The organism is Dactylosporangium sp. NPDC000521, assembly GCF_042898305.1.
GTDB lineage: Bacteria > Actinomycetota > Actinomycetes > Mycobacteriales > Micromonosporaceae > Dactylosporangium.
Genome location: NZ_JBIAYW010000032.1, coordinates 57963 through 84160 on the forward strand (window position 1 = coordinate 57963; position 26198 = coordinate 84160).

Sequence of the window (26198 nt, forward strand, 5' to 3'; positions counted from 1 at the left end):
GTGTGCTGTGGGGACGCCAGACAGCGACAAGGAGAGACGACTTCGAGTCGTTCTACCGGTTCGAAGCCGATCGGCTCCACCGCGCGCTCGCCGTCACCCTCGGCGATCCGCAGCTGGCCCGCGAGGCCGCGGACGAGGCGATGGCACGGATCTACGCCAACTGGGGCCGGGGTCCGTGACCACGACAACCCGGGTGGATGGGCGTTCCGCGCCGGACTCAACTGGGCCACCTCCTGGTGGCGCAAGGTCCGGCGGGAGCGCCCGCTGCCGTATCCGGACGCGGACGCCGTCGCCGGCGTGAAGGAAGGGCCCGACACGCACGCCGGCGCGCTCGCCGCGCTGCGGAGGCTGCCGCTGCCGCAGCGGGCCGTGATCGTCTGCCGGGTCCTGCTGGACCTGTCCACTGTGGAGACCGCCACCGTGCTCGGCGTCGCCGAGGGCACCGACGGCTAGTAGGACGCGGCGAGCGTCGCGAGGCCCGCGCCGACCAGTGCCACCGCCCAGACGGTGTCCAGGTTGACGCGGGCCAGCCGGGATATCCGCAGGCCCACCGTCTGGTAGACCACGAGTGCGATCACGCCGGCGACGGTGACCATGGCGGCGGTGTGCACGCCGGTGACCAGGAAGCCCGTCCACAGTGGATCACCGTGGGCCGCGGCGTGGGCGTGACCGAGGCCTGACGGCGGGTCGGCGACCAGCACGGGCACGAGCATCAGGCCGGCGCCGTGCACGCTCGACATCAGAAAGGACCAGCCGGCCAGCTGCGCGGCGGACAGGTGCAGGCCCGGCGCGCCGATGTGCCGGCGCGACACCGCCCGCCACAGCCCGAAGCCGACGAGCACGAGACCGCCGCCGATCGCCACGACCCGGGTCGCGACCACCGACTGCAGGGCGCTGACCAGGCCGGCGACCACGAAGATCGAGGCGGCGTGCCCGGCCGCGACCGGCACGAGGGCCCGGAGCACCGCGGCCCGGCTGCGCTCCTGCACCCCGTTGGCGACCGCCAGCAACCAGCCCATGCCGGGGTTGAGGCCGTGGAAGGCCCCCATCGCCGCGAGCAGCAGGATCACCGGCATGACCCCGGAGCGTAGTGCGCGTGCCCGGGTCACCCGACCGGTGGACACCGACCGGCCGGGCTTTGCGGCGACGCCTCATGCCGCCGGGGGAGGGGCCGATGGCACGCACGTCGCGGTCACCGACCCTCGAGGAGCACGGATGCACACCCTGGAGCACGCACCATCTTCGGCCTGCTGATGGCGGCTGGCGGCACTCTGGTGGCGGTGAACCCGGCGGCGGCCGCGGCAGCCACCCCGGCCGCGCTGCCGCACAAGGTCGGCGGGTTCGCCGAGCCGACGACCCGGGTCAACGCCAAGTCCCCCATCGGCGTGTACGAGGCCCTGCCGGACAGCGCGAGCGTGAAGGCCGACCTGCCGGCGGTCGGCGACCAGGGCCAGATCGGCTCGTGCGTCGCCTGGACCATCGCCCACTCGATCATGGGCTACTACGCGAAGCGTGACGGCGGGACCGGCGCCCCGTACGCGCCGCTCTACCTCTACATGCGGTCGGTGCAGAAGGGTGGCGCGCCGAACGCGGGCCTGTCGCCGGAGAAGGCGCTGACCGAGGCGACCGTCAACGGCGTCGACACCCAGGACGACTACGTGCAGGGCACCACCAACTACACGGTCCCGCCGACCGCCGCGGAGATCGCGAACGCCAAGAACTACAAGGTCGCCAAGTGGACGACCCTGTGGACCGGCTCGGGCCAGGGCACCGCCGGGCAGATCGCGGTCGAGACGGCGATCGCCGCCGGTTCGCCGGTCGCGATCGGCATGCCGGTCTTCAAGGACTTCATGTACCTGACCGGCGGCGCGCTCTACAGGACGACCAGCGGCGTCAACCTCGGTGGGCACATGGTCACCGCGTACGCGTACGACGCCGAGGGCGTGTGGATCCGCAACCAGTGGGGCACCGCGTGGGGCGCCTCCGGCGACGCGCACCTCGCCTGGGCGTTCGTCAACACCAACGTGCAGGCCGCGTACACCGTCTCCGGCGTGACCACCCCGTCGAAGGTCACCGTGCCCCGGCCGTCGGTGTCGACGCTGTCGCAGGTCCGCGGGCCGATCAGCGGCGGCACCGAGGTCACCATCACCGGCGGCAACCTGGGCACCGCCACGGCGGTGAAGTTCGGCGAGACCGCGGCCCAGTTCCGCAAGGTCGAGAGGAACGGCGTCACCAGCCTGGTCGCCACGTCGCCCGCGCACGCCAAGGGCACCGTCGACGTGACCGTCGTCAACGCCGCCGGCGCCAGCACGCTGAACTCGCAGGCGCGTTTCCTGTACCAGCCGCCGCTGCCCGTCGTGACGAGCCTCAGCGCCGCGAGCGCCTCCGTCGTCGGCGGTGACGTCCTCACGGTCACCGGCGCCAACTTCGACGGCGCGACCGCGGTGCGCATCGGCGCCAACGCCGCCACCAACGTGAGGGTGATGTCGCCGACGACGATCGCCTTCACCGTGCCCGCGAGGCTCGTCACCGGCATCTACGACGTGACGGTCGTGACCCCGTCCGGCACCAGCGCCACGGTCGCCGCCGACAAGCTCGCGATCGTCAACCCGCCCGCGCCGACCATCGTCTCGCTGAGCGTGACCAGCGGCCCGACCTACCTCCCCACCCCGGTGGTCGTCACCGGCACCAACCTCGGCGGCGTCACGGCGGTCAGCGTCGGCGGGGTGGCCGCTCTGTACCAGCGGGTCTCCGACACCCAGCTGAAGGTCACGATGCCGGTCCACGCGGCGGGCCAGGCGACCGTGCGGGTCACCACCGTCGGCGGCACCGTCGAGGGCGTCTCGGCGCCGTTCACCTACGTCGCGCCGCCCGCGCCGGCCGTGTCCGCGGTGACCCCGTCCACCGGCGGCACCAAGGTATGGACGACCGTCGAGGTCTCCGGCACCAACTTCGTGGCCGTCGACCGGGTCGTCTCCAACGGCGCCTCGGTCTCGTTCGTCAAGCTCTCCGACACCAGGCTCAAGGTGTACCTGCCGCCGCGCCCCGCGGGCCCGGTCCAGCTCCAGGTCATCACCAAGGGTGGCACCAGCGCTGCTGCCACGACGTCGACCTTCACCTACAAGGTCTGACGTACCCGCAGGAAAAGGCCGTCCCGCACCCGGGCAACCGGGTGCGGGACGGCTTTGCCCGTCTCCGAGGTTGCATCCCGGTGCTGTCGAGATGAGTACATTTCCTCACCCTGATGAATCGTTTGATGGGGCGTCGCCTCACCCGATCGACCGCTACCCTTTGCCGGACTTCGATCCTTGCTGGGGGTGAACCCGGGTGCGACGAATCCTTTTCGCGGTGGCCGCCGCCGGTGCGATCAGTGCACTGGGCGCCTGCACGGCATCTGGCCAGGAGGAGGTGCGCACTCCCGGACTCGCCGACCGGGGCGTCACGATGACCACGGTGAAGCCGACCCGGCAGGACCTGACCAACAAGGTGAGCCTGACCGGCAAGGTGCAGCTGAGCCCGACGTTCGGCCTGGTCGCTCCGATCGACGGCGAGATCCGTTACCTCGACGTGAAGGCGTCGACGAGCACGCCGACGAAGCCCACCAAGGTCGCCAACATCTGGGCCGGTGGCAAGGCCACCCCCATCGAGGTGCCGGCCGGCGCCGTCTTCAGCGGCCGCCTCGTCGACGACCGGTCCAAGGTGACCGCCGGGATGCCGGTGGTCTCGGCGAAGCAGGCCGGCTACGGCGTGGTCGCGGACATCGAGGGCGCCCAGGCGTACCAGATCTCCGACCAGCTCGAGTCGGTGCAGGCGCAGATCAAGAGCGGCCCGGGGCCGTTCCCCTGCACGGTGCTCGGCACGCTCGCCGCCCTGCCCGCGGGTACGATCCCGGAGCCCGTCACGCCGACGCCCAACCCGTCGGCCGCGCCGGTGCCGCAGCCGAGGGTCACCGGCCAGCAGCAGCAGCCTTCCGAGCCCACGGGCATGCGGCTGGTCTGCGTGCCGCCGGCCGACATCAAGGCGATCAACGGCGCCGCCGCCACGGTCGAGGTGATCACCGCCCGCGCCGCGAACGCGCTCGTCCTGCCGGTCGAGGCGGTCGCCGGCTCGCAGGGCAAGGGGAAGGTCGACATCGTCAAGGCCGACCAGACGCGGGAGACCCGCGAGGTGACGCTCGGCCTCAGCGACGGCAAGGTCATCGAGATCAAGAGCGGCCTCAACGGCGACGAGACGGTCGCCGTGCCCGGGCCGAACCTGCCGGCCGCGAAGAACAACGGCGGGGAGCCGATGCCCGGGTTCAGCAAATGAGCCCGCTCATCGAGATGGTGGGCATCACCAAGACGCTGAAGGGCCAGCAGGAGCCCCGGGTCATCCTCGACGGCGTCGACCTGACCGTCGAGCGCGGCGAGAGCGTCGCGATCCTCGGCCGGTCCGGGTCGGGCAAGAGCACCCTGCTGAGCCTCATCGGGCTCTTCGACCGGCCGGACGACGGTCACTACTTCATGGACGGCCGCGACCTGGCCCGCATTCCCGAGCGGAAGGCCGCCGCCCTGCGCAGCGCCCAGTTCGGCTTCGTCTTCCAGCGGTTCTTCCTGCTCAAGCACCTGACCGCCGCCCAGAACGTGGCGATGGCGCTGGTCAACGGGCAGGGCTGGCTGCCCCGCCGGCACCGCCGCGCCCGCGTGCTGGAGGCGCTCGACCTGGTCGGCATCGCGCACCTGGCGAAGCAGCGCCCGGCCAAGCTCTCCGGCGGTGAGCAGCAACGGGTCGCGGTCGCCCGGGCCCTGGTACGGCAGCCGAAACTGCTGCTGGCGGACGAGCCGACCGGCGCGCTGGACACCGAGACCGGCAACCTCGTCATCGAGGTCATGCGCGCCGCCACCGACCGCGGCTGCGGGCTGATCCTCGTCACGCACGACCACGCCCACGCGGCCAAGATGCAGCGCGTGCTGTCCCTGAGCAACGGGGTGCTGACGGCACCGGACCGGAGCGCCACGGAAGTGCTCACAGCACCGGACCGCAGCGGGTGGGGCACGACGGAGGTGACGGCATGATCCGGCTGTCGGGCCGGCTCCGGTCGGCGCTCATCATCGGCGGGCAGGGCATCAGGTCGCGCAAGCTGCGCACCTTCCTGTCCATGATCAGCCTGTTCCTGGGCGTCCTCGCCGTCGTGACCGTCCAGGCCGGCGCGGAGACGGCGAAGACCCTGCGCCTCGCCGACCTGGAGCTGCACGTCGGCAAGGACGGCACCCGGCAGATGTACGTGCCGTCGATGCCCGACGCGATGGACGCCGCCCTCTCCACCGTCACGGGCAAGCCCGGCGTCGTCGGCATTATGGGCTACCAGGCGATCATCGGCGAGCCGAACGTGCTGCCGATCAACCAGGGCGCCGCGCCGTTCGACAACACCGAGGGCGGCTACTACGGCCCGGCCATGCCGATGAACTGCGACCCGGTGAACGGCTGCCGCCCGATCGAGCAGGCGGCGCAGCCGCCCCGCGGGCAGGCGATCGAGGTCGTCCTGCAGGGCCTGACCGGCGACGTCCGGCAGTTCCGCCCGTTCCGGCCGGTCAGCGGCGACTGGCTCGACTTCGGCGGCGACCCCTCCTACTCGCCCCGCCTGGTGCTCAACAAGGAGGCGGCGAAGGGCTTCAGCCGCTACCGAATCCCGGCGGAGATGCGGGTCGAGGGCGCGACCGCCAACCCGACGCCCCGCATCGTCGGCGTCGTCGACGACGGCAACCCCCAGCCGACCGCCTACGTGCGGGTCGACGAGATGCGCAACTGGATGCCGAAGTCGTCGGCGAACCAGATGTACGGCCCGGGCCTGCAGCTGCTGTTCGCGCCCGGCTCCGGGGAGACCGAGGCGCTGGTGACCCGCAAGCTCACCGGCCTCGGCCTGCCGCAGGAGATGCTGCACGTGGAGACCATCAACGCCCGCAAGGACATCGCGGGCGAGCTGGCGATCATCCGCTGGATCTTCCTCGGCATGGCCGCCCTGGTGCTGCTCATCGGCGTCGCCGGCATCCTCAACGTCGGCCTGGCGACCGTGGGGGAGCGGGTCGAGGAGTTCGCGCTGCGCCGGGCGGTCGGCACGCCGCGCTCGCTGCTGGCGGGCATCGTGCTGGCGGAGACGCTGCTGACCGGTCTGCTGACCGCGGCCGCCGCGATCGGCCTGGCGGTCGTGGCGCTCGACGTGGGCGCCGGGATGCTGGGCTCGCGGGTACCGCAGCTGCAGGACATGACGTTCCCGTGGCAGGCGGGGGTCGCCGGCGTCATCGCGGGCCTGGTGGCCGGCCTGCTCGGCGGCCTGATCCCGGCGATCCGCGCCGCGCGGATCCCGATCGCCACGGTCATGCGGGCATAGCGAAGGGGGCGCCCGCGAAGGACGCCCCCTTTCAAGGAACCACTACGGAGCCCAGGGGTTCTCCACGGACCACGTGGTGTCCTCGGTGAACGACCCGGGCGCGTCCCACGCGTTCGGGCCGCCCGGGGTGGCCAGCCACAGCTCCGAGTTGCGGTGCCGCAGGAACTGGCCGGGGAAGTTCCAGGCGGTCAGCCGCACCCCGCCCGTGCCCTGCTGGGCGCACCAGGTGGCGTCGGCCTTGAAGAGCGCCGAGTTGTCGTTCGGGTCCTTGCGCACCCGGTACGCCTGGTGCCGCAGGTACTGACCGGGGTAGTTGCGCGACTCGAACGAGTAGCACGACGCGTCGGCGAGACCGGGCACGATCCGCCAGGTCGCGTCCTGCTTGAGCAGCGCGCTGCTGTTGGCGTCGACCACCTCGGTGTAGCCCAGGCTGTTCTGGTGCCTGATGTACCGGGTGGTGCAGCACGGCGTCACGACCCGGAACGACCGGTACACGTTGGTCGGCAGCGTGGCCGGCGGCGGCGGGTTGGTCGAGGCGTTGATGAGCGCCTGGTTCGCCGCCCGGAACCGGGCCACGTCGACCTTCATCACCTGGCGGTCGTAGGTGAGGAAGCCGTTGCTCTCGTTCTCCACGTCGGTGATCTCGGTGTAGACCGACGCGGACAGGCCCGCCGGCATGCCGCCGGTGCGGAGCTGGTCGTACAGGCCGACGATGCGGTTGTTGAGGTTCGTGGCGTTGCCCTGGTCCTCGTAGCTGAACCCGTTGCCCGGCGACCACTCGTGACCGGGAACGCGAAGGCCCAGGCCGCCGAACTCGCCGAGCACCGCGGCGCGGGTCGCGGTCGGCAGGGTGGAGCCGGGGCCGACGTAGATGTGGTTGTCGAGCACGTCGCCGTTGCCGCCGTCGACGGAGCCGCAGCAGTTGACCCCGCTCATGTTGTTGACGAGCCGCGACGGGTCGTAGGCCTTGACGTCGTCGGCGATGCGGGCCTGGTCGTACTGGCCCCAGCCCTCGTTCTGGTCGACCCACATGACCAGCGACGGCGAGCTGCGGTGCTGGTCGATGATGCGGTGGTACTCGGCCTCCCACTGGGTCCGCGCGGCCGTCGTCGGGTTCTTGCCGGTCGGCATGGCCGGCATGTCCTGCCACACCAGGAGGCCGAGCTGGTCGGCGTGGTAGAACCAGCGCTGCGGCTCGACCTTGATGTGCTTGCGCACCATGTTGAAGCCGAGGTCCTTGTGCGCCTGCAGGTCCGAGCGCAGCGCGGCGTCGGTGGGCGCGGTGTAGATGCCGTCGGGCCAGTAGCCCTGGTCCAGGGTGCCGGACTGGAAGACGAACTGGCCGTTGAGCAGGATGCGCAGCTTGCCGTTGACGCTACCGACCGAGATCGAGCGCATGCCGGCGTAGCTGCCGACCGAGTCCACGACCGTCGAGCCGCTCTTCAGGTCGATCTTCACGTTGTACAGGAAGGGATCGCTGGGCGACCAGCGGTGCGCGTTCGGCACCGGGACGCTGAACGCGGTGCCCGTCCCACCGTTGGCGGTGCCGACCTGGGTGGCACCGGAGGAGACGGTGGCGGTCACGGTGTGTCCGGACAGGCCGGCGCCCTGCACGGTGACCGACAGCGTGTTGTTGGACAGGTTCGGCACCAGGTCGACGCGGGTGATCCGGGCTGTCGGCGTCGGCTCGAGCCAGACCGTCTGCCAGATGCCGGAGGCGCCGGTGTAGAAGATGCCGCCGCCCGCGTGCGGGAGCACGTCGTTGCGGCGCTGCTTGCCGACCGCCTGGGTGCCCGCGTCGGTGGGGTCGTAGACGCCGACGACGATCGTGTTGGTGCCGCCGTTGAGCAGGCTGGTGATGTCGTAGGTGAAGGCGTCGTAGCCGCCGCTGTGCGCGGCGCCGGCCTGCGTGCCGTTGACCCACACGGTGGTCTGGAAGTCGACCGCGCCGAAGTTGAGCTGGACCTGGCGCCCGGCCCAGCCGGACGGGACGGTGAAGGTCCGGCGGTACCAGAGCCGGTCGTTCTCGGTGACCTTGCGCTGGATGCCGGACAGCGCGGACTCGACCGGGAACGGGACGCGGATCTGCTCACCGAACGTGCCGGGCGGGCTGGTCTGGCCGCTGCCGGTGACCGCGAAGTCCCAGATGCCGTTGAGGTTCAGCCAGTCGGTGCGGGTCAGCTGCGGGCGCGGGTACTCCGGCAGCGGATTCGCCGTGGGCACCGAGTTGGTCCACGGGGTGGTCATCGGAGGCGTCTTCGGAGTCCATGCGCTCGCGGGGGCGGCCGTGGCGACCACGGTGCCCGCCGTGGCCAGCAACGGTGCCAGCGCGAGCGCGAACCATCTGGAGAGCTTCATACGAGTGTCTCCTTGAGGTATGCGTCAGCCCCGGTGGCGGCCGAGGCTGATCCGTGGGGGCCCCTAGTGCCAAGGAACGTCCCCACGGACCAACACATAACCTCACGATCCAACGAGAAGTGTCAAGAGTCACACATCAATATCCCGCACAAGGGCGGCGTTGGACCGAACATTTCCCAACATCGTCAGGCCCCGACGAGTTCGAACTTCTCCCAGGGGCCGATCGCCGTCCGGTTCGCGATGAGCGAGCCGGCGCCGTTGTTCTCCGCGGCGACGTACAGGCTGTTCACCGTCGCCTGCAGGCTCTCGCTGCCGTCGGCGTTGCGGATCAGGTTGAACGTCTCCCACGACCCGGCCGTCGCGCGGTTGGCCAGGAGCGGGTTCGCGCCGCCGTTCTCCGCACAGACGAACTGGCCGGTCGCCTTCGACTTCAGGGCCACCTTGCCGCCGCCGAGGTCGACGAGCTCGAACTGCTGCGCGGTGCCGATCGTCGCGGAGTTGGCGATCAATGCGGTGGTCGCGTTCGCCGCCGTCACGTACTGGTTGTTCGTCAGCGACCGGAGGCTGACCGTCGGCCCGGTGCTGACGGTGCCGGTCGTGAACGTGAACGCGTCGACGTCGAACAGGTAGCCCGTGCCGCCCTTGAACACCAGGTACAGCGTGGTGGCCGCGGCCGGACCGGCGGCCAGGTTCGCCGTCACGTTCGCGAACGTCTCCCAGCCCCCGGTCGGCGCGACCGTGGCGGTGCCGAGCAGCGTGCCGGTCGGCGAGCCGGCCCGGACCTCGATCGTGCCGCCGGACCCGGCCGAGGACACCCGCGCGGTGAACTGCGTGGCGTTGTTCAGCAGGTACGGCGTGAAGGCGATCCAGTCGCCGTTCTCGATGAACCCGGCGGTGTTGCCACCCTCGGCCGCGGCGTGCGGGGCGACCTGCACGCCCGACTGGCTGCTGTAGTGCTCACCCTGCCGGTGCTTCGGCTGCAGGGTGCGGATGACGTGCGTGGTCAGGCCGCCGTTGTCGGTGTACGCCGCGTCGAAGACGCCGTAGATGTTCGCCGACGCGTCGTGCTCGCCGTCCACCGGCACCGCGATCGAGCCGGTGCAGCCGGTCTTCGAGGTGATCTGGTGGGCGTGGCTGTCGTGCCCCAGCGAGTAGGTCATGCTGACCTTGGCGCAGTTGATCGTGCCGTCCTCGGGATCGGTGACGCTGATCGTGAAGGGCACCGTGTCGCCGAAGTTGAACAGCTGGCCGTCCGCCGGGGTCGACAGCGTCACCTTGGGCGCGGTGTTGCCGACGGTGATGACGGTGCTCGCCGAGCCCGTGAGCCCCTGGGGGTCCTTGACCGTCAGCGTCGGGGTCTTCGTGCCGTTGGTGGTGTAGGTGTACGTGGGGTTCGCGGCCGTCGAGTCGGTGGTGCCGTTGCCGTCGAAGTCCCAGGCGTAGGTGAGCGCGCCGCCCTCCGGGTCCGAGCTGCCGGACGAGGAGAAGTTCACCGTCAGCGGGGCGGGGCCGGACGTCACCGACGCGGCGATCTTCGCGGTCGGGGCGCGGTTGCCGCCGCCGATGTACTCCACCCGGTACAGCGCCTGGTTGTTGCTGCCGGTGCCGTAGTCCAGCACGTACAGCGCGCCGTCCGGGCCGAACGCCATGTCCATGACCTGGGTGCCGGCCCACGGGAACGTGGAGATCTCACCGGGGGAGCCGTCGGCGTTGACCTTGATCGGCTTGATCCAGCGGCGGCCGTACTCGCCGGCGAAGAACTGACCGTCGAGGGTCTGCGGGAACTTCACCGCCGAGTTGAGACCGGCGTTGTAGCGGTACACCGGGCCACCCATCGGCGACTCCGAGCCGCCGCCGAACTCCGGCGGGGTCGAGTCGAACCCGTAGCGGATCCAGCTCGGCTTCGCCGCCGGCAGCGTGGTCAGGCCGGTGTTGCGGAACGAGTTGTTGGTGGGCCCGCCGGCGCAGTTGAACTTCGGCCCGGTGGTGTTGGTGGCGAAGTTCCACTCGTTGTAGGTCTCCGCCGTGGTGTTGGTGCCGGTGCAGTACGGCCAGCCATAGTTGCCGGGGCCGGTGATCCGGTTGAACTCGACCTGACCGCCGGGGCCGCGGTTGGGGTCGGCGGCGCCCGCGTCCGGGCCGTAGTCGCCCAGGTAGACGATGCCGGTCGGCTTGTCGACGGTCATCCGGAACGGGTTGCGCAGGCCCATCGCGTAGATCTCGGGACGGGTCTTCGCGGTGCCGGGGGCGAAGAGGTTGCCGGACGGGATGGCATAGGTGCCGTCGGCGTTCGGCTTGATCCGCAGGACCTTGCCCCGCAGGTCGTTGGTGTTGGCCGAGGAGCGCTGCGCGTCGAACTGCGGGTTGCGGTTGGCCACCTCGTCGATCGGCGCGTAGGAGGCCGACTCGAACGGGTTGGTGTCGTCGCCCGTGGTCAGGTACAGGTTGCCGGCCGCGTCGAAGTCGATGTCACCGCCGACGTGGCAGCACTGGCCGCGGTCGTTGCCGACGGTCAGGACGATCTTCTCGCTGGCGAGGTCCAGCGTGTTGTCGGCCTTCAGGGTGAAGCGGGACAGGTTGAGGTGGCCCTGCCACGGTGCGAAGTCGGCCGCGGTGCCCGTCTTCGGGGCGTCACCCGCGGGGGTCGACAGCGTCGGCGAGTAGTACAGCCAGACCCAGCGGTTGGAGGCGAAGCCGGGGTCGACGGCGACGCCCTGCAGGCCCTCCTCGTCGTGGGTGTAGACCGGCAGCTTGCCGGCGACCTTGGTGTTGCCGGCGGCGTCGGTGACGCGGACTGTGCCGTCCCGGGCCGTGTGGATCACCGTGCGGTCGGGCATCACCGCCAGCGACATCGGCTCGCCGAGCTCGGCGCTGCCGAGGGCCAGCTGGACGTGCTGGTAGTCGGAGGCGGGAAGGGGGATGGCCGAGGCGGCGGGGGCGTGGACGAAGGCGGCCACGGCGGAGCTGCCGGCGGCGAGCGTGGCCGCGGTGAGCAGCCTTCTCCACCGGCGGGCGGATGGTGCCATTGCGGGGTGTCCTTCCTGGGCTGATGGGGGTGCCAGCCAGGCAAGACGCGCGCCGATCGCGCTTCCTGAAGACCGCTCGCGACGGGGGCGCCGACCCTTCGCGCGCGCGGGCAGAGATATGGCGGAGACAACCGTGACGGTGGATGGCGGCCACCGTGTTAGTTATCAGAGCTAACTAACCACCGTGAGTCGCAAACGGCAATGCCGAGTTTTTCGAGATGCGGCATTTCAGCCGTTCTACGAAAAACTCATGTCAGTCGATGTGCACATTGAGAACCCCGGAGGTTTGTCGTTATAAAACCGTGACCTTTTGCAAGATTGCTCACATGTGGTAACCGTCACAGGCGATTTTTGTCCGTCTTTACGCGCTTTGGAGCGCGGTCACGCGCCGGAAACGCTCCGGTAACCGATTACGGAACGTAGGAATTCTGGACTTGAGCCGTTACCGGCGAGTAACTACGGCCCTTGTCCGCGCACGGCGCAGGCGGCAACATCGTCCGCACGCCCCAACCCCCGGTTCCACCCCCTGCGCGCGCAGGGCCGGCAGGGGCCGTCGAGACACCAAGACCGGTGCGAGCGCCCGCAGTGACAGGAGCGCAGCACCGCACGCACCCCCGCGACCCAAGAGGAGCTTCTCGTGTCCGTAGCTCAGGGCAGCGCGGTGAAGGGCCGCACGCGATGGAAGCGTTTCGCAACCGTCGTCGTGCCTTCCGCCTTCATCGCCGGCGCCATCGTCTTCGGCCAGGCGACCGGCGCGATCGCCGCGTCGTTCAGCGTCTCCGGCCAGCAGTTCAAGGTCTCCGCCGACAAGCTCGAGGGCACCGGCTTCGTCCAGTACGGCGGCCTCGCCACGGAGAAGGGCGGCAACCCCGCCAACCCGGCCGACCCGAAGAACCACTTCGTCGCGGTCTCGGGCATCAAGTCGGCCAAGCTGTACAACCTGTGCCAGTCGGTGAAGGTCCCCGGGCTGCCCGTCAGCATGGTGATCCACGCCGGTCAGGCCGCGGGCTCCCCGGCCGAGGCGACCGATCTGCTGATCGACCTGACGTCGCTCAAGGGTGACGCCACGTTCGAGAACATCCAGATCGGCATCGACGCGTCGGACCTGAGCAAGGGTGGGCCGAACGCCAAGGGCATGCAGGGCAGCTTCGCCCAGCAGGCGGACAGCGTCACCATCACCAACCTGAAGCAGGTCGCCTGGTCGACCACGGCCGGCACGTTCAAGCTGACCGGTCTCGACCTGAGCCTCTCCACCGGTGGCACCCCCTTCGAGTGCTTCTAGTCCCACCGCCTGGGCCCGCGGAGTCACACCCGCGGGCCCAGTTGTTTGTAGTCAGGCAGTCACTAGCTCCACGGGCTAGCGCCCGCGGCCGGCGGGGGGTTCCCACCCCGCGCCCCTCATGCGACGCAAGCGCCGCACTAGTGCTCTATTGCTGGAGGGCTCCGTGACCACTCCCCACCCTTCGCACGTCAAGCATCGTGCTGGTGGCTTCAGCAAGTGGCGCGACTCGCGTCCCTTCTGGGGTGGGTTGTTCCTGCTCTTGTCGGGGCTGGAACTGTTCCTCAGCGCAAACCTGCAGCTCGCCCTGGAGGTCCACTTCGGACCGACGGGCTTCCTGTCCTACGTCATCCCCGCGATACTGCTCCTGTGCGGGCTGCTGACCTGGCTGTCGCCGGCGCAGCGGCTGTTCTACGGCATCCTGGGCACCCTCACCGCGCTGTACTCGATCATCGGGCTCAACCTGGGCGGCTTCTTCCTCGGCATGATCCTCGGCGTCGTGGGCGGCGGCCTGGCCGCCTCCTGGTCGCCCGGGACCCCCGCGGAGCCCACCACCGCTGAAGATGACGACACGGCGACCTACGAGCCGGCGCAGCTCGACGACCTGCTCACCGACGAGCCGGACGAGCCCACCGGCTACGAGCGCCCGTCGCTGCGCAAGGCGACCGACGCCGGTCACGACATCGCTCATGACGAGCCGGCCCGGGAGCAGCCGGCTCCCCGGCACTCGTCGGGGGTGCTGACGGACTCGCTGCCGATCTCGCAGCGCAGCCCGCTGCACGGCGCGCCGTCCTTCGGTGGTGCCGGCGCGCCGTCCTTCGGTAGTGCCGGCGCGCCTTCTTTCGGTGGTGCCGGCAGCGCCGACGACGAGCGCCCGCCGTCGGGCGACGACGACCTGCCGAAGCGGCGCGGGCTCGGCATCCCGCTGTTCGCGCTGCTGCTCACCGGCACCGTCGCGGCCTCCGCGCTGTACGGCGCGACCAACGGCGCCACACCCGCGTTCGCGGCGCCGGCGACCTGCGCCTCGCCGTCGGTGAAGCCGAGCACCAGCACCGGCAGCCAACCGGCGCCCGCCGGCGGCGCGACGTCGGCGCCCGCGCCGGCATCGCCGAGCCCGAGCCCGTTGCCGACCAAGACCGAGGAGGAGAAGCAGGGCCTGCTCGACTGGCTCGGCGACCTCTTCGGCGGCGGTAAGAAGGCCGAGGCCGCTCCGTCGGAGACCGCCGCCCCGGCCGCGGCGAAGGTCGAGGCGACCACGTCCCCCGCCGCGCCGGCGACGTCTTCGGCGACGTCTTCGGCGACGTCTTCGACGGCCGCGAAGTCGCCCTCGAAGTCGCCCTGCCCGAGCGCCTCGGCCTCGCCGAACGACAAGAAGGCCCAGGTCGCGGCCGGGCAGCCGTTCGTGGCGTCGGCGCCGTCCATCCTCATCACCGACCAGATGACGATGGACAGCCTTGTCTACGACGGGGTGGCGGAGCTGACGAAGAAGGACGGCAGCAAGGTCAAGGTGCTGGCGTTCAGCATGAAGAACTCGGTGTCCAAGCCGTTCGAGCTGCGGACCCCGGGCGCGCCGAAGCTGCTGCTCACCAAGAGCACCTCGCTGACGGTGGAGGGCAACGTGAAGTTCTACACGTCGAAGTTCTCCGCCAACGTGCTGGGCATCCTGCCGCTGACCTTCACCCCGTCGTTCCCGCCGCCGCCGATCCCGCTGCCCGGGTACTACACCAACTGCAACATCGAGCTCGTGTACGTGCAGTCGAACGTCCTCAGGGCGCCCGGCCTCAGCATCGCCTACGCGTCCTGAACTGGCTCATCAGCCAGCGCCGGTGGTGGAAGACGGTAGGTCACCGGGGTCTCCGACAGCCTGATCGGGGACGCCACCGACCTGGCACCGCCGACCTCCACCACCGGCGCGAGCCCCAGCCGCTCCGCGAGCGCGATGCCCTCCGCCACCGTGTTCACCGGCCCGCACGGCACGCCGTTCGCGCCCAGTTCATCGATCCAGTGCGCCTTCGGTTTGTGCGCCGTCACCGCCTCGATGGCCGCCAGCAGGGCCTCGCGGTGCGCGACCCGCCCCGCGTTCGTGGCGAAGCGGTCGTCGCCGGCCAGGCCGAGCGTCGCCGCGAGCCGCTCGAACTGGCGGTCGTTGCCCACCGCCACCGCGAAGTCGCCGTCGCTCGCCCGGAGCGTCTCGTAGGGCGCGATGCTCGGGTGCCGGTTGCCCATCCGCTGCGGCACCACGCCGGCGTTCAGGTGGGCGGAGGCCTGGTTGACCAGCCCGGCGAGCAGGCTGGACAGCAGGTCCACCTCGACCCGCTGCCCCCGGCCGGTCCGCTCCCGGGCGTAGAGGGCCGCCAGGACGCCCGCGGTCAGCTGCTGGCCGGCGAGCACGTCCACCAGCGCGACGCCCACCTTCGTCGGCGCGCCCGCCGGGTCGCCCGTGATCGACATCAGGCCGCCGACCGCCTGCACGAGGAAGTCGTACCCGGGGGAGTGGTGCTGCCGGCCGAAGCCGGTGACGCTGGCGTAGACGAGCCGGGGATTGCCGATCTGCTCGTAGCCCAGGCCGAACCGCTCCATCGTGCCGGGGGCGAAGTTCTCCACCAGTACATCCGCCGCCGACGCCAACTCGAGCGCCTGTCGCCGGCCGTCGTCGGTGCCCAGATCCAGCGCCAGTCCGCGTTTGTTGCGGTTGACGGACAGGAAGTAGGTCGAGCGCCCGTCGGCGGCGAACGGCGGCCCCCACGACCGGGTGTCGTCGCCCGCGCCGGGCCGCTCCACCTTGACGACGTCGGCGCCGAGGTCGCCGAGCGTCATGGTGGCGATCGGCCCGGCGAGGACTCTGGAGAAGTCCGCGACGAGGATGCCGTCGAGAGCGCCCACGTTTACAGGCGCGCGAGCGCGGCCCGCAGCGGGTCCAGGCCCAGCGAGCCGAGGTTGAGCGCGTCGCGGTGGAACGCCTGCAGGTCGAATTCCGCGCCCTTGCGGGCCCGGGCGTCGTCGCGGGCGGCGAGCCACGCACGCTCGCCGAGCTTGTACGCCGGCGCCTGGCCGGGCCAGCCCAGGTAGCGGTTGAGCTCGAAGCGCAGGCTCTTCTCCTCGACCCGGCAGTGCGCGCGCAGGAACTCCCAGCCCAGCTCCGGGGTCCACCGCTCGCCCGGCGCGAAGCCGAACGGGTTGTCGCGGGGGATCTCCAGTTCGAGGTGCATGCCGATGTCGATGATCACGCGGACGGCGCGGAACGCCTGGCCGTCGAGCATGCCGAGCTTGTCGCCCGGGTCGGCGAGGTAGCCCAGCTCGTCCATGAGCCGCTCCGCGTACAGGGCCCAGCCCTCGCCGTGGCCGGACGACCACGCCAGGATCCGGCGCCACCGGTTGAGCAGCTCGGCCCGCACGTACGTCTGCCCGATCTGCAGGTGATGGCCGGGGACGCCCTCGTGGTAGACCGTGGTGACCTCGCGCCAGGTGGAGAACTCATCGATGCCCTGCGGCACCGCCCACCACATGCGGCCCGGGCGGGAGAAGTCCTCGCTCGGCCCGGTGTAGTAGATGCCGCCGTCGGACGTCGGGGCCAGCATGCACTCGATCTGCCGGACCTGCTCGGGGATGTCGAAGTGCCGCCCGTGCAGCTCGCTCACGGTCGAGTCGGCGAGCGACTGCATCCAGTCGCGGAACGCCTCCTTGCCGCGGATCGTGCGGGCCGGGTCGGCGTCGAGCGCGGCGACCGCGTCGTCGACCGAGCCGCCGGGCACGATCTTGTCGGCGACGGTGCGCATCTCGCTCTCGAGGCGGGCGAGCTCCTCGAAGCCCCACGCGTACGCCTCGTCGAGGTCGACGGTGGCGCCGAGGAAGTAGCGGGAGGCGAGCTGGTAGCGCTCGCGCCCGGCGGCCTCCTTCTCCCGGCCCAGCGGCGCCAGCTCGCGGCGCAGGAACTCCGCGTGCGCGACGGTCGCGGCGCGGGCGGCCGCCGCGTTGCGCGCCAGCTCCTCGGCGAGCGCGGACTTCTGGCCGGCGCCGACCTTCGCGGCCAGGTCCGGGTAGAAGTTGTCACCCTCCGGGTCGACCCAGACGTCACACTGCTTGGCGACCTCGATGATCTGCCGGGCCGGCGCGACGTGCCCCTGCTGCGCGGCGTGCAGCAGGGAGCGCTGCCATTGCTCCAGCGCGACCGGCACCTCGGCCAGGCGGTCGCGGACGTTGGTCGCGGCCTCCTCGCCGTCGGTCGCCATGAGGTCGAACGAGCTCCGCACCCCGTGCAGCGGGCTGGAGATGACGTTGATGTCGCTGGTCATGTCGCCGGCCTCGAACCGCTCCAGGGCGAGCCCCAGGCGCTCCTGCATGGCCTCCTTGGCCACCCGCTCGCTCTCGCTGGCGGGCGTCTGCGCCGCGAGGGCGGCCAGGGTGCGCCGGTCCAGGTCGGCGAGGGCTGCGAATCCGTCGGGCGAGAGGTCGGTCAACCTGTCGTCATACCCGGCCACTCCGACGAAGGTCGCTCCGGTCGGGTCGAGGGGCGCCCACTGCTCGACATAGCTGTTGGCGATGTCATCGATAGATCCCACGCGCCGACCCTACGGGACTTCGTCCTGCGCTGTCGCCTTTGTTGAGGCCAATTCGCAACCGGTGGACTGGCCTGCGCCCAGACGTCCGAAATCCGCGCGACTTTTTGTTTTCGATGGGAGCACAGTAAGGCCCATGACGTCTCCTGCTCCTGACGCTTCCCGCTGGCTGCCGGCGTTCCTCGCCGTCGCCCTGATCTGGGGCACCAGCTTCATGTTCATCAAGGACGCGCTGGTCGAGCTCGAGCCGGTCTACGTCGCCGGCTACCGCATCCTCCTCGGTGCGCTCACCCTGCTGATCTTCCTGTTCGCCCGGGGGCTGCGCCTGCCGCGCGGGCTGCGCCTCTGGGTCCACCTGTTCGTCTACTCGACCGTCGCCACGACGGTGCCCTTCGCGCTCTTCGGCTACGCGGAGCAGCGGGTCCCGTCGGTCCTCGCCGGCATCTGGAACGGCACCGCCCCGCTCACCACACTCGTCGTGACCCTGGTCGCGATGCGGTCCGAGCGGCCCTCCCGGCGGCAGATCCTCGGTCTGCTCGCCGGTTTCGTGGGTGTACTGGTGGTCCTCGGCGTCTGGAACGGCGTCGGCGGCTCGTCGCTGGCCGGCCAGCTGATGCTCCTCGGCGCGGTCACCTGCTACGGCATAGCCTTCAACTACACGCGCTGGCTCATGAAGAACTTCGAGCTGTCGCCCCTGCAACTGTCCGTCGGCCAGCTGGCCATGTCGACGCTGCAACTGCTGGTCGCGGCGCCGCTGATCGCCGGCGCGCCGCCGTCGCCGCTGTCGCACTCACCGCGGGTCTACCTGGCGGTCGTCGCGCTCGGCGTGTTCGGCACCGGGATCGCGTTCGCGCTGAACAACCACGTCGTGCGGACCGCCGGGATCACGACCGGCTCGATGGTGACCTACCTGCCGCCCTTCGTCGGCGCCGTGGCCGGCGTCGTCGTCCTGCACGAGCACCTGACCTGGAACCAGCCCGTGGGCGGCGTCATCGTCCTGTGCGGCGTCGGCATCTCGCAGGGCCTATTTGTGCGACTTCGTCCATTCTCTCAGCTCGGCGGCCGGAAGCGTGTTGACGATCCGGTCGAGCGGCACCCCGCAGGCGACGGCGCGCGCACAGCCGTTTGACAGCCAGTCGAGCTGCCCGGGCGCGTGCGCGTCGGTGTCGATCGAGAACTTGCAGCCCATCTCGAGCGCGACCCGCAGCAGCCGCTTCGGCGGGTCGAGCCGCTCCGGCCGCGAGTTGATCTCGATCGCCTTGTCGTGCTCGACGGCCTTTTCGAAGACCTGCTCCGGATGGAACCGGCTCTCCGGCCGGGTGCCACGACCGCCCGTGATGAGCCGTCCGGTGCAGTGGCCCAGAATGTCCAGGTGGGGGTTGGCCAGAGCGGTGACCATCCGGCGGGTCATCACGTCCGGCTCGTCCTTCAGGTTGCTGTGCACCGAGCCGACCACCACGTCGAGCCTCTCCAGCAGCTCGTCGGTCTGGTCGAGCGAGCCGTCGGCGAGGATGTCCACCTCGATGCCCGTCAGGATCCTGAAGGACATGCCCAGCCCTTCGAAGCCCGCGTTGAGGTCGGCGACCACGTCGAGCTGCTCGGCGAGCCGCTCCGCCGACAACCCCCTGGCCACCGTCAGCCGCGGCGAGTGGTCGGTGAGCACCAGGTACTCATGCCCGATCGCGGCCGCCGCCAGGGCCATCTCATCGATCGGCGACCCGCCGTCGGACCAGTCCGAGTGCGCGTGGCAGTCGCCGCGCAGCGCCGCCAGCATCGCGGCGGTCGCCTCGTCGAGGTCCTGGCCCGCGGTCGACTCCAGGCGGCGCAGGTAGACCGGCTCCTCGCCGGCGAGCGACTCGACCACGCACCGGGCGGTCACCTCGCCGACGCCCTGCAGATCCTTCAGCGTGCCGTTGCCCGCCCGCGCGGCCAGCTCACCTTCCGGCAGCTTCGCCAGGGTCGCCGCGGCGCCGCGGAACGCGCGCACCCGGTAGGTCTTCTCTCCGGCCCGCTCCAGCAGGAACGCGATGCGCCGCAGATCTGCGAGCGGATCCCTCATGCCTTAGAAGGTAGTGCTCCTCGACGGCCGGTGCGCGACCACCGTCCGCGTCCTGGTCAGTGTCGCGAACGGGTTGGCGAACTGCAGCACCAGCGCCTTGTGCCGGGACTCCGGCCGGCAGGTGATCATCAGCAGCTGGTCGCCGCCCCGCACGTCCCAGAACGTGCCGTCGTGCACGCCCGCCGTGATCACCCCGTCGATGTGCAGCGCCCCCGGCCGCAGCCTTCTCGCCACCACCGGTGCCTCCGACCGCGGCACGATTCTGATCGAGGCGATCTCCGCGACCGGCACCTCGACCCTGCCTGTCCCGGTCCACCAGCTGTCCAGCCCCTGCGGCTCGATGACCAGGGCCGAGTCGGTGACCGTCAGCTGCAAATTCGTCGGAATTCTCATCAACGCGACCGGCCCGGCCGTGATCAGCCCCAGAACCGTCGCGAGCGCCAATCCGGTGCCCATAATCGCGAATGTACGCCCGTCAACGTTTCGTGTAGGCCGTTTCAGAAATTCTTGACCGTTGGGAGTTGACATGCGAACGATCGACTGGGCGGATGACGCCGTCGTCATCATCGACCAGACCCTTCTGCCGTCTTCTGTGGTCCACCTCCGTCTGTCCACTGTGGATCAACTGGTCGATGCCATCAAACGCCTCGCCGTGCGCGGCGCGCCGGCCCTCGGCGTCGCCGGCGCGATGGGCGTCGCCCTGGCCGCGGCCTCGTCCTCCGACCCCGCGGTCGTGCGCGACCTGGTGCACCGCTTGGCGACCGCCCGCCCGACCGCCGTCAATCTCGCCCGCGGCGTCGACCGTGCCGCCGCCCACCTGCCGTCCTTTCCCGCGGTGCTGGCCGAGGCTTTGCGCGTGCGCGATGAGGAGATCCACTCCTCCACCGAAATGGCCCGCCTCGGCGCCGACCTGGTCACCTCCCTCTGCGGCCCGTCCCCCCGCCTCCTGACCCACTGCAACACCGGCGCCCTGGCCACCGTCGTCGGCGGCACCGCCCTCGCCGTCGCCTTCGAGCTCCACCGCCGCGGTACCCTCGCGAGCGTCACCGCCAGCGAGACCCGCCCTCTCCTGCAGGGCGCCCGCCTGACCACCTGGGAGCTCGCCCAGGCCGGCATCCCCCACCGCCTGGCCGTCGACTCCGCCGGCCCCTTCCTCATGTCCCGCGGCGAGATCGACGCCGTCATCCTCGGCGCCGACCGCATCTGCGCCAACGGCGACGTCGTCAACAAGGTCGGCAGCTACGCCCACGCCCTGGGCGCCCGCGCCGCGGGCATCCCCTTCATCTGCGTCGCCCCCGAATCCACCGTCGACCCCTCCACCCCCACCGGCGCCGACGTGGAGATCGAGGACCGCGGCCCGTCCGAAGTCGTCGGCACCGCCGCTCCCACGGACACTCCCGCGGTGAACCCAGCCTTCGACGTAACCCCCGCATCCCTGGTCACCGCCATCGTCACCGACACCCGCGTCTGGCACCCCTGAGCTGTCCTTCCGCCCCACTGCTCCGCAGCGGGTCCCGGCGGGGATTCTCAGCTGTGTCTCCGCCCCACCGCTTCGCGGCGGGTCCCGGCGGGGATTCTCACCCGCACCCCAATGCTCGCTGCGCTCGCACTGCCGGCGCTGCGCGCGGCAGGACTGCGCCTGCGCGCCGCATCCACCGCCGGCCGCTCTGTTTGTCGGTTGCTCCACTTAACTGGGAGATGAATTGCGGTTATGCGTAGTGAAGCGCGGAGCCTGCTGCCGCTGAGACTGGCCATCGGCGCTGGTTGGCCACCATGCTCACCACCGCAGCAACATCAACTGGGCGTCGTTGCGATGTAGCGCGCACTTCGTGATCGAGGCTGGCCGATCATGCGAACCAAGCCGCGATCGCGCAGCGACTGCAGCGCGCGTAGCACCTGATGAGCCTTCAAGCCTGTGCGCTCCTCGATGTCCATACGCGACAGCTCCGTGTCCGAGAGAACGCTCAGCACGAGCTGCTCGTTGTTGGCGGGTGCGTCGGCTGCGGGACCGGCCTCGTGGGCGGGCTGGTCGTCGAGTCGGGCCAGTGTGAAGAGATCCTCGTCCGGCTCGAACGTCCTGCCGTCTGAATGTCGGCAGGTCGTCGTGCCACGTGTCCCCTGCTGCGAGATCAGGCCTCGATCAAACAAGATCACGGAGTTCTCGACTGGCCGTGCGGCTGTCCTGGACCCCGGTGGACGCGCGATAGGCGCCGGGTTGCAGTACAGAGCGTGGACGCCCGCTGTGTGCGATCGATCCGCCGCAACTGAGACGACATGAGACTGGAACGCCGAACGCCCGGCGCCGTCCGAGAGGACGAGCCGGGCGTTCGCGCTGGCCGAGGTGCGGTGGCGCGGGGATTCGAACCCCGGGAAGGCTTGCACCTTCACACGCTTTCGAGGCGTGCTCCTTAGGCCACTCGGACACGCCACCGCCGAGAAGGCTACCCGATGCCCATCCGCGTCCGCGCGGGGGATGGCCGTTTGGCAGGATCGGGGGCATGAGCACGCACATTGGCGCCGAGCCGGGCGACATCGCCGAACTTGTCCTGATGCCGGGGGACCCCCTGCGGGCCAAGTGGATCGCCGAGACGTTCCTGGAGGGGGCATCGTGTTACTCGACGGTGCGGAACATGTTCGGGTACACGGGGATGTTCCGGGGGACGCGGGTCAGCGTTCAGGGGTCCGGGATGGGGATGCCGTCGGCCAGCATCTACGCGCATGAGCTGATCAACGACTACGGGGTGAAGTCGCTGATCAGGGTGGGGAGCTGCGGGGCGCTGGTCGATTCGCTGCGGTTGCGGGACGTGGTGGCGGCGATCGGGTCGAGCACCGACTCGAACATGAACCGGGCCAGGTTCGACGGGCTGATCGACTACGCGCCGGTCGCGGACTTCGGGCTGCTGCGCTCGGCGGTCGACGTGGCCGAGGCCAGGGGCATCACCATGCGGGTCGGGCCGATCCTGGCCGCCGACGCGTTCTACACGGACCGGCCCGACCTGTACGACAAGCTCGCCGACTACGGTGTGCTGGCCGTCGAGATGGAGTCGGCGGCGCTGTACACGATCGCCGCGCGGTTCCAGGCGAAGGCGCTGACGCTGCTGACGGTCAGCGACCACATCAAGACGGGCGAGCGGACCTCGGCGCAGGAGCGGGAGCAGACGTTCAGCCAGATGGTCGAGATCGCCCTCGAGGCGATCGTCAAGTAGCCGAGACCAGGGCGAGCGTGGGCGAGAGCCGGGCGGCCCGCATCGCGGGAAACAGCCCGGCCAGCCCGCCGACGACCAGCGTGGCGAGCAGCCCGCCGCCGACGGCCCAGAGCGGGACCACCGCGGGCCACGACCGCACGACGGCATACCCGAGCGTCACCAGAACGCCCAGCAGCGCGCCGCCCAGGCCGCCCAGCAGCGACAGCAGCAGCGACTCGGTGAGGAACTGCAGCCGGATCTGCCCGCGGCGGGCGCCCAGGGCCCGGCGCAGGCCGATCTCGGCCCGGCGTTCCAGCACGGAGATGACCATCGTGTTGGCGACGCCGACCCCGCCGACCAGCAGCGCCACCGCGCCGAGGCCGAGCAGCAGCCCGGTGAACGCCCGGTCCACGGCGGCGCGGGCGGCCAGGGCGTCGGAGGGCCGGGAGACCTGCACCTCGTTGGGGGCCGAAGGGTTCGCGGTGGCGGCGAGGACCGCCGCCACCGCGGTCACGGCGTCCGGGCGGGCGCGGGCGTAGATCGTGGTCGGGTAGCCGTCGAAGTCGAGCAGGGAGGCCGCCGACCAGCTGATGAGCGCCGCCGTGTCCAGCGCGGGCGCCAGCGGTACCGGCGACAGCACCCCCACGACGGTGAACCAGCGCGCTCCCAGCCACACGCGCAGCCCGGGGGAGGCGACGCCGAGCAGGGACGCCGCCCGCGAGCCCAGCACCACCACGGGCGCGGAGCCGGAGCCGAGCCACGAGCCCGAGGCCAGCGAGGCGCCCACGGTGGACGGCAGCGAAGGTGACGCCGCCAGGACGGCGATGCCGCCCGTCGACGAGGCGGGGATGCGATCCGTCCGGTACACCCGCGCGGACGCGACCCGCCCGGTGGAGGACACCGAGGTCACCGGCCCGATCCGGGACACCATCGCCGGCGCCGTCGACGGCAGGTGCGAATCCTCGCCGAAGAACGACTTCCCCGGGCCGACGGTCAGGAGATTGGTGCCCAGGGCATCCAGGGACCGGTCCAGCGAAGCCCGGCTCGACGTGGAGATCCCCACCACGGCCACCATCGCCGCGATCCCGATCGCGATGCCCAGCGCCGACAGCACCACCCGCAACGGCCGCGTCCGGAGCCCGGCGGTGCCCACGCGCACAGCATCCAGGAACGAGAGCCTGGCGGCGCCCGCGCGCACGACATTCAGGAACGAGAGCCTCACAGGATCCTCCCGTCGCGCATCCGCACCCGGCGGGGCAGGGCGGCCGCGATGTCCAGGTCGTGGGTGATCACCACGACGGTGGTGCCGTCCGCGTGAAGGTCGAGCAGCAGCCGCAGGATCGCGCCGCCGGCCGCCGAGTCCAGGTTGCCGGTCGGCTCGTCGGCCAGCAGCAGCGCCGGCCCGCCGACGACGGCCCGGGCGATGGCGACCCGCTGCCGCTCGCCACCGGACAGCTCGTGCGGCCGATGCGTGACCCGATGCCCGAGCCCGACGCGCTCCAGCGACGACAACGCCCGCCGGCGCCGCTCAGGGAGCCCGACCCCGGCATAGAGCAGCCCGTCGGCGACGATGTCGACCGCGCGCACGCCGGCCGCCAGGTGGAACTGCTGGAAGACGAAGCCGATCGTCGTCGCGCGCAGCCGTGACAGCCGGTCGTCGGAGAGCGTCCCGACGTCGAGGCCGTCGATCACGACCGAGCCGCTGGTCGGCCGGTCCAGCGTGCCGATGAGGTTGAGCATCGTCGACTTCCCGGAGCCGGACGGACCCACGATCGCGAGCATCTCGCCCGCCTCGACGGACAGTGACACGCCGTCCAGTGCCGTGATGCCGCCGGTGTACGACTTCCGCACGTCCTCCAGGCGGATCATCCGACGGTCCCGACGGTGAGCCCTTCGCGGACGTCGGGGCCCGAGATTTCGACCCTGCCGCCGGCGAACAGTCCGGTGGTGACGGCGACCGTGCGCATCGCGGCACCGTCGACGATCTGCAGCCCGTAGCCGCCCTCGGCGAGCGCGACCAGCGCCCCCACCGGCACGATGAGCACGCCGTCGCGCCGCTGCGAGACCAGCGTGACGTCGACGGGCGCCGACGAGTAGGCGCCGAGCGCATCCTGGGACGGCAGCGTCACGGTCACGTCGACGGTCACGACCGGCGGCGGCCCCGGCTGTGCCGTGGCGACGGCGCCGATCGCGGTGATGGTCCCGGGCACGGTGGCGCCGTCGGGCAGCTTGACGGTGGCCTGGTCGCCGACCGAGGCGAGGCGCTGCTTGGTGACGTCGAGCCTGACCGTGACCTGCCGGGTCCGCCCGGTCCACTCCAGGAGCGGGCCGGTGGCGTCGTCGCCGAGGTGGGCCTTGACGGCGCCGACCCGGACCGGCCCGGGCGCCATGACGACCCGGCCCAGCTCGACGACGCCGGTCTCGGGCAGGCCGAGCCGCTTCTGCCAGTCCCGCACCGCCGACGCCGTCGAGGACGTGTAGGTGTCGTCGGCCGTGAACCCCTTGTACCCGAGGGCCGAGAGGTTGCGCTCGAACGCCGCGACGTCCGCGCCCGAGTCGCCCGCACGAAGCGACCGGTGCAGCGGCGCCGCGTCGTACATGAGCAGCACCGGCAGACCGTCGACCCGCAGCAGCGGCTGGCCGCGCTCGACGACGGCCCCCTCCGCGGGCAGGCCGGTGACCATGCCGGGCAGCCGGCCGACCACGGTGGTCGCGGGGCCGAAGTCGAGGGTCCCGTCGACGTCCTCGGTCTCGGTGAGCGTCCCGCGGGTGATCCTCGTGGTGGCCGCCGGGGGCCGGTCCGCGGCCGGCGCCGGGTCGCGGTCGAGCAGCACCCACCCGCCGGCGCCGGCGAGCGCGAGGACGGGCAGGGCGATCAGCAGGGTGCGCCTCACCGGCCCACGACCCCCTTGCACGCGTTGGCAGCCTCCTGGAAGCCGGGCTTGCCGGCGAGTGCGAGCATGTCGCCGACGCCCGTCGCGGGGTCGGGGTCGGGCATGTCGATGCCGTGCTCGCGCATGCATCCGGCGAACCGGCGGGCCTGCTCGAGCTGCTCGGGCGTGAGGTCGCTCAGGGTGCCGCCGTTGGGCAGCAGCCGCTGGCAGGCCGGCATCGCCTCGGTGACCTTGGCGCGGTCCACGCCCGGGCCGAACTCCAGCTTTCCGTCAGGGCCCGGGTCGGGCACGTCGACGCCGTGCTCCCGCATGCACTGCGCGAACTGCCGGTTGGCCTCGGCCTGGCTGATGGACGGCGACGCGGACGCGGCGGCGCCGCCGCCCGCCGTGGCCACGGACGGGCCGGTGGTGGACGAGCAGGCGGCCAGCAGCAGCGCCGTCGTCAGCAGGATTCGTCTCATGCGAGCAGCAGAC

General features: G+C 71.1%; 23 protein-coding genes and 1 tRNA gene. 11 read left to right on the forward strand and 13 right to left on the reverse strand.

Annotation, left to right across the window (positions count from 1 at the left end; all coding sequences use genetic code 11):
* Nucleotides 1-2: 2 nt before the first annotated feature.
* Nucleotides 3-179: a hypothetical protein gene (locus tag ACFY3L_RS49745; protein ID WP_389341295.1), complete on the forward strand. Its 177-nt coding sequence runs from the start codon at nucleotides 3-5 to the stop codon at nucleotides 177-179.
* A 118-nt stretch (nucleotides 180-297) separates the two neighbouring features.
* A complete protein-coding gene (locus ACFY3L_RS49750; protein ID WP_389341298.1) occupies nucleotides 298-453 on the forward strand; it encodes a sigma factor-like helix-turn-helix DNA-binding protein in 156 nt (51 codons plus the stop codon).
* Here the strand turns inward: ACFY3L_RS49750 and ACFY3L_RS49755 are convergent.
* On the reverse strand, nucleotides 450-1076 hold the full coding sequence (locus ACFY3L_RS49755) for a hypothetical protein (RefSeq protein WP_389341301.1): 627 nt from the start codon (nucleotides 1074-1076) through the stop codon (nucleotides 450-452). The genes ACFY3L_RS49750 and ACFY3L_RS49755 overlap by 4 nt on opposite strands.
* Before the next feature lie 177 nt (nucleotides 1077-1253).
* Between ACFY3L_RS49755 and ACFY3L_RS49760 the strand changes: the two genes are divergently transcribed.
* The 4 genes from ACFY3L_RS49760 (at nucleotide 1254) to ACFY3L_RS49775 (ending at nucleotide 6367) form a co-directional block, all read left to right on the forward strand.
* A complete protein-coding gene (locus tag ACFY3L_RS49760; RefSeq protein WP_389341304.1) occupies nucleotides 1254-3131 on the forward strand; it encodes an IPT/TIG domain-containing protein in 1878 nt (625 codons plus the stop codon).
* Nucleotides 3132-3327: 196 nt separating this feature from the next.
* Nucleotides 3328-4308, forward strand: coding sequence for an efflux RND transporter periplasmic adaptor subunit (locus ACFY3L_RS49765; protein ID WP_389341307.1), 981 nt, complete (start codon nucleotides 3328-3330; stop codon nucleotides 4306-4308).
* A complete protein-coding gene (locus ACFY3L_RS49770) occupies nucleotides 4305-5054 on the forward strand; it encodes an ABC transporter ATP-binding protein (protein ID WP_389341310.1) in 750 nt (249 codons plus the stop codon). The genes ACFY3L_RS49765 and ACFY3L_RS49770 overlap by 4 nt, the downstream gene beginning before the upstream one ends.
* Nucleotides 5051-6367, forward strand: a complete 1317-nt coding sequence (locus tag ACFY3L_RS49775) for an ABC transporter permease (RefSeq protein WP_389341313.1) — start codon at nucleotides 5051-5053, stop codon at nucleotides 6365-6367. Before ACFY3L_RS49770 ends, ACFY3L_RS49775 begins: the two co-directional genes overlap by 4 nt.
* A 42-nt stretch (nucleotides 6368-6409) precedes the next feature.
* Here ACFY3L_RS49775 and ACFY3L_RS49780 read toward each other — a convergent pair whose 3' ends face one another.
* Together ACFY3L_RS49780 and ACFY3L_RS49785 are read right to left on the reverse strand one after the other, a co-directional pair.
* Nucleotides 6410-8725 (reverse strand): AbfB domain-containing protein, encoded by a 2316-nt coding sequence (locus ACFY3L_RS49780; RefSeq protein WP_389341316.1) that lies wholly within the window; start codon nucleotides 8723-8725, stop codon nucleotides 6410-6412.
* A gap of 185 nt (nucleotides 8726-8910) precedes the next feature.
* Complete coding sequence (locus ACFY3L_RS49785) at nucleotides 8911-11751, reverse strand: PQQ-dependent sugar dehydrogenase (RefSeq protein WP_389341319.1); 2841 nt, start codon at nucleotides 11749-11751, stop codon at nucleotides 8911-8913.
* 637 nt (nucleotides 11752-12388) lie between these two features.
* On the opposite strand from ACFY3L_RS49785, the gene ACFY3L_RS49790 reads away from it, so the two are divergent.
* Both ACFY3L_RS49790 and ACFY3L_RS49795 read left to right on the forward strand, forming a co-directional pair.
* Nucleotides 12389-13033 carry a DUF6230 family protein gene (locus tag ACFY3L_RS49790; RefSeq protein ID WP_389341322.1) on the forward strand — a complete coding sequence of 215 codons (645 nt, stop codon included), beginning with the start codon at nucleotides 12389-12391 and terminating at the stop codon, nucleotides 13031-13033.
* A 163-nt stretch (nucleotides 13034-13196) separates the two neighbouring features.
* Nucleotides 13197-14834, forward strand: a complete 1638-nt coding sequence (locus ACFY3L_RS49795) for a DUF6114 domain-containing protein (protein WP_389341324.1) — start codon at nucleotides 13197-13199, stop codon at nucleotides 14832-14834.
* On the opposite strand, the gene ACFY3L_RS49800 is transcribed toward ACFY3L_RS49795, so the two are convergent.
* Both ACFY3L_RS49800 and ACFY3L_RS49805 read right to left on the reverse strand, forming a co-directional pair.
* A complete protein-coding gene (locus tag ACFY3L_RS49800; RefSeq protein ID WP_389341326.1) occupies nucleotides 14822-15913 on the reverse strand; it encodes a CaiB/BaiF CoA transferase family protein in 1092 nt (363 codons plus the stop codon). The two genes, ACFY3L_RS49795 and ACFY3L_RS49800, sit on opposite strands and share 13 nt — an antisense overlap.
* 2 nt (nucleotides 15914-15915) lie before the next feature.
* On the reverse strand, nucleotides 15916-17589 hold the full coding sequence (locus ACFY3L_RS49805; RefSeq protein WP_389341329.1) for a DUF885 domain-containing protein: 1674 nt from the start codon (nucleotides 17587-17589) through the stop codon (nucleotides 15916-15918).
* A gap of 133 nt (nucleotides 17590-17722) precedes the next feature.
* Here ACFY3L_RS49805 and ACFY3L_RS49810 point away from each other — a divergent pair, with 133 nt between their 5' ends.
* Complete coding sequence (locus tag ACFY3L_RS49810; RefSeq protein WP_389341332.1) at nucleotides 17723-18715, forward strand: DMT family transporter; 993 nt, start codon at nucleotides 17723-17725, stop codon at nucleotides 18713-18715.
* Here ACFY3L_RS49810 and ACFY3L_RS49815 read toward each other — a convergent pair.
* Nucleotides 18611-19645, reverse strand: coding sequence for a PHP domain-containing protein (locus tag ACFY3L_RS49815; RefSeq protein WP_389341335.1), 1035 nt, complete (start codon nucleotides 19643-19645; stop codon nucleotides 18611-18613). The two genes, ACFY3L_RS49810 and ACFY3L_RS49815, sit on opposite strands and share 105 nt — an antisense overlap.
* A 3-nt stretch (nucleotides 19646-19648) precedes the next feature.
* Nucleotides 19649-20101: a hypothetical protein gene (locus ACFY3L_RS49820; RefSeq protein WP_389341338.1), complete on the reverse strand. Its 453-nt coding sequence runs from the start codon at nucleotides 20099-20101 to the stop codon at nucleotides 19649-19651.
* Nucleotides 20102-20171: 70 nt separating this feature from the next.
* Here ACFY3L_RS49820 and mtnA point away from each other — a divergent pair, with 70 nt between their 5' ends.
* Nucleotides 20172-21125 (forward strand): S-methyl-5-thioribose-1-phosphate isomerase, encoded by a 954-nt coding sequence (mtnA, locus tag ACFY3L_RS49825; RefSeq protein WP_389341341.1) that lies wholly within the window; start codon nucleotides 20172-20174, stop codon nucleotides 21123-21125.
* A gap of 314 nt (nucleotides 21126-21439) precedes the next feature.
* Here the strand turns inward: mtnA and ACFY3L_RS49830 are convergent, their stop codons facing one another.
* Together ACFY3L_RS49830 and ACFY3L_RS49835 are read right to left on the reverse strand one after the other, a co-directional pair.
* The gene (locus ACFY3L_RS49830; RefSeq protein ID WP_389341344.1) at nucleotides 21440-21799 is read right to left on the reverse strand and encodes a hypothetical protein; all 360 of its coding nucleotides are present in this window, start codon (nucleotides 21797-21799) and stop codon (nucleotides 21440-21442) included.
* A 190-nt stretch (nucleotides 21800-21989) separates the two neighbouring features.
* Nucleotides 21990-22076: transfer RNA gene (locus tag ACFY3L_RS49835), tRNA-Ser, on the reverse strand.
* A gap of 67 nt (nucleotides 22077-22143) precedes the next feature.
* On the opposite strand from ACFY3L_RS49835, the gene deoD reads away from it, so the two are divergent.
* The gene (gene deoD / locus ACFY3L_RS49840; RefSeq protein ID WP_389341347.1) at nucleotides 22144-22851 is read left to right on the forward strand and encodes a purine-nucleoside phosphorylase; all 708 of its coding nucleotides are present in this window, start codon (nucleotides 22144-22146) and stop codon (nucleotides 22849-22851) included.
* Here deoD and ACFY3L_RS49845 read toward each other — a convergent pair.
* Genes ACFY3L_RS49845 through ACFY3L_RS49860 form a run of 4 tightly spaced genes read right to left on the reverse strand, consistent with a single transcriptional unit; the run spans nucleotide 22844 to nucleotide 26185 of the window.
* Nucleotides 22844-24052: an ABC transporter permease gene (locus ACFY3L_RS49845; protein WP_389341350.1), complete on the reverse strand. Its 1209-nt coding sequence runs from the start codon at nucleotides 24050-24052 to the stop codon at nucleotides 22844-22846. The two genes, deoD and ACFY3L_RS49845, sit on opposite strands and share 8 nt — an antisense overlap.
* Nucleotides 24049-24699 (reverse strand): ABC transporter ATP-binding protein, encoded by a 651-nt coding sequence (locus tag ACFY3L_RS49850; protein WP_389341353.1) that lies wholly within the window; start codon nucleotides 24697-24699, stop codon nucleotides 24049-24051. Before ACFY3L_RS49850 ends, ACFY3L_RS49845 begins: the two co-directional genes overlap by 4 nt.
* The gene (locus ACFY3L_RS49855) at nucleotides 24696-25724 is read right to left on the reverse strand and encodes a peptidoglycan-binding protein (protein WP_389341356.1); all 1029 of its coding nucleotides are present in this window, start codon (nucleotides 25722-25724) and stop codon (nucleotides 24696-24698) included. Before ACFY3L_RS49855 ends, ACFY3L_RS49850 begins: the two co-directional genes overlap by 4 nt.
* Nucleotides 25721-26185: a hypothetical protein gene (locus ACFY3L_RS49860; protein WP_389341359.1), complete on the reverse strand. Its 465-nt coding sequence runs from the start codon at nucleotides 26183-26185 to the stop codon at nucleotides 25721-25723. Before ACFY3L_RS49860 ends, ACFY3L_RS49855 begins: the two co-directional genes overlap by 4 nt.
* Nucleotides 26186-26198: the final 13 nt, after the last annotated feature.

Bases quoted from the DNA above. Each gene is read 5' to 3' on its own strand.
- ACFY3L_RS49755 (WP_389341301.1), bottom strand. From the start codon at position 1,076: ATGCCGGTGATCCTGCTGCTCGCGGCGATGGGGGCCTTCCACGGCCTC.
- ACFY3L_RS49760 (WP_389341304.1), top strand. From the start codon at position 1,254: ATGGCGGCTGGCGGCACTCTGGTGGCGGTGAACCCGGCGGCGGCCGCG.
- ACFY3L_RS49770 (WP_389341310.1), top strand. From the start codon at position 4,305: ATGAGCCCGCTCATCGAGATGGTGGGCATCACCAAGACGCTGAAGGGC.
- ACFY3L_RS49775 (WP_389341313.1), top strand. From the start codon at position 5,051: ATGATCCGGCTGTCGGGCCGGCTCCGGTCGGCGCTCATCATCGGCGGG.
- ACFY3L_RS49780 (WP_389341316.1), bottom strand. From the start codon at position 8,725: ATGAAGCTCTCCAGATGGTTCGCGCTCGCGCTGGCACCGTTGCTGGCC.
- ACFY3L_RS49785 (WP_389341319.1), bottom strand. From the start codon at position 11,751: ATGGCACCATCCGCCCGCCGGTGGAGAAGGCTGCTCACCGCGGCCACG.
- ACFY3L_RS49810 (WP_389341332.1), top strand. From the start codon at position 17,723: ATGACGTCTCCTGCTCCTGACGCTTCCCGCTGGCTGCCGGCGTTCCTC.
- ACFY3L_RS49815 (WP_389341335.1), bottom strand. From the start codon at position 19,645: ATGAGGGATCCGCTCGCAGATCTGCGGCGCATCGCGTTCCTGCTGGAG.
- ACFY3L_RS49820 (WP_389341338.1), bottom strand. From the start codon at position 20,101: ATGGGCACCGGATTGGCGCTCGCGACGGTTCTGGGGCTGATCACGGCC.
- mtnA (WP_389341341.1), top strand. From the start codon at position 20,172: ATGCGAACGATCGACTGGGCGGATGACGCCGTCGTCATCATCGACCAG.
- deoD (WP_389341347.1), top strand. From the start codon at position 22,144: ATGAGCACGCACATTGGCGCCGAGCCGGGCGACATCGCCGAACTTGTC.
- ACFY3L_RS49850 (WP_389341353.1), bottom strand. From the start codon at position 24,699: ATGATCCGCCTGGAGGACGTGCGGAAGTCGTACACCGGCGGCATCACG.
- ACFY3L_RS49860 (WP_389341359.1), bottom strand. From the start codon at position 26,185: ATGAGACGAATCCTGCTGACGACGGCGCTGCTGCTGGCCGCCTGCTCG.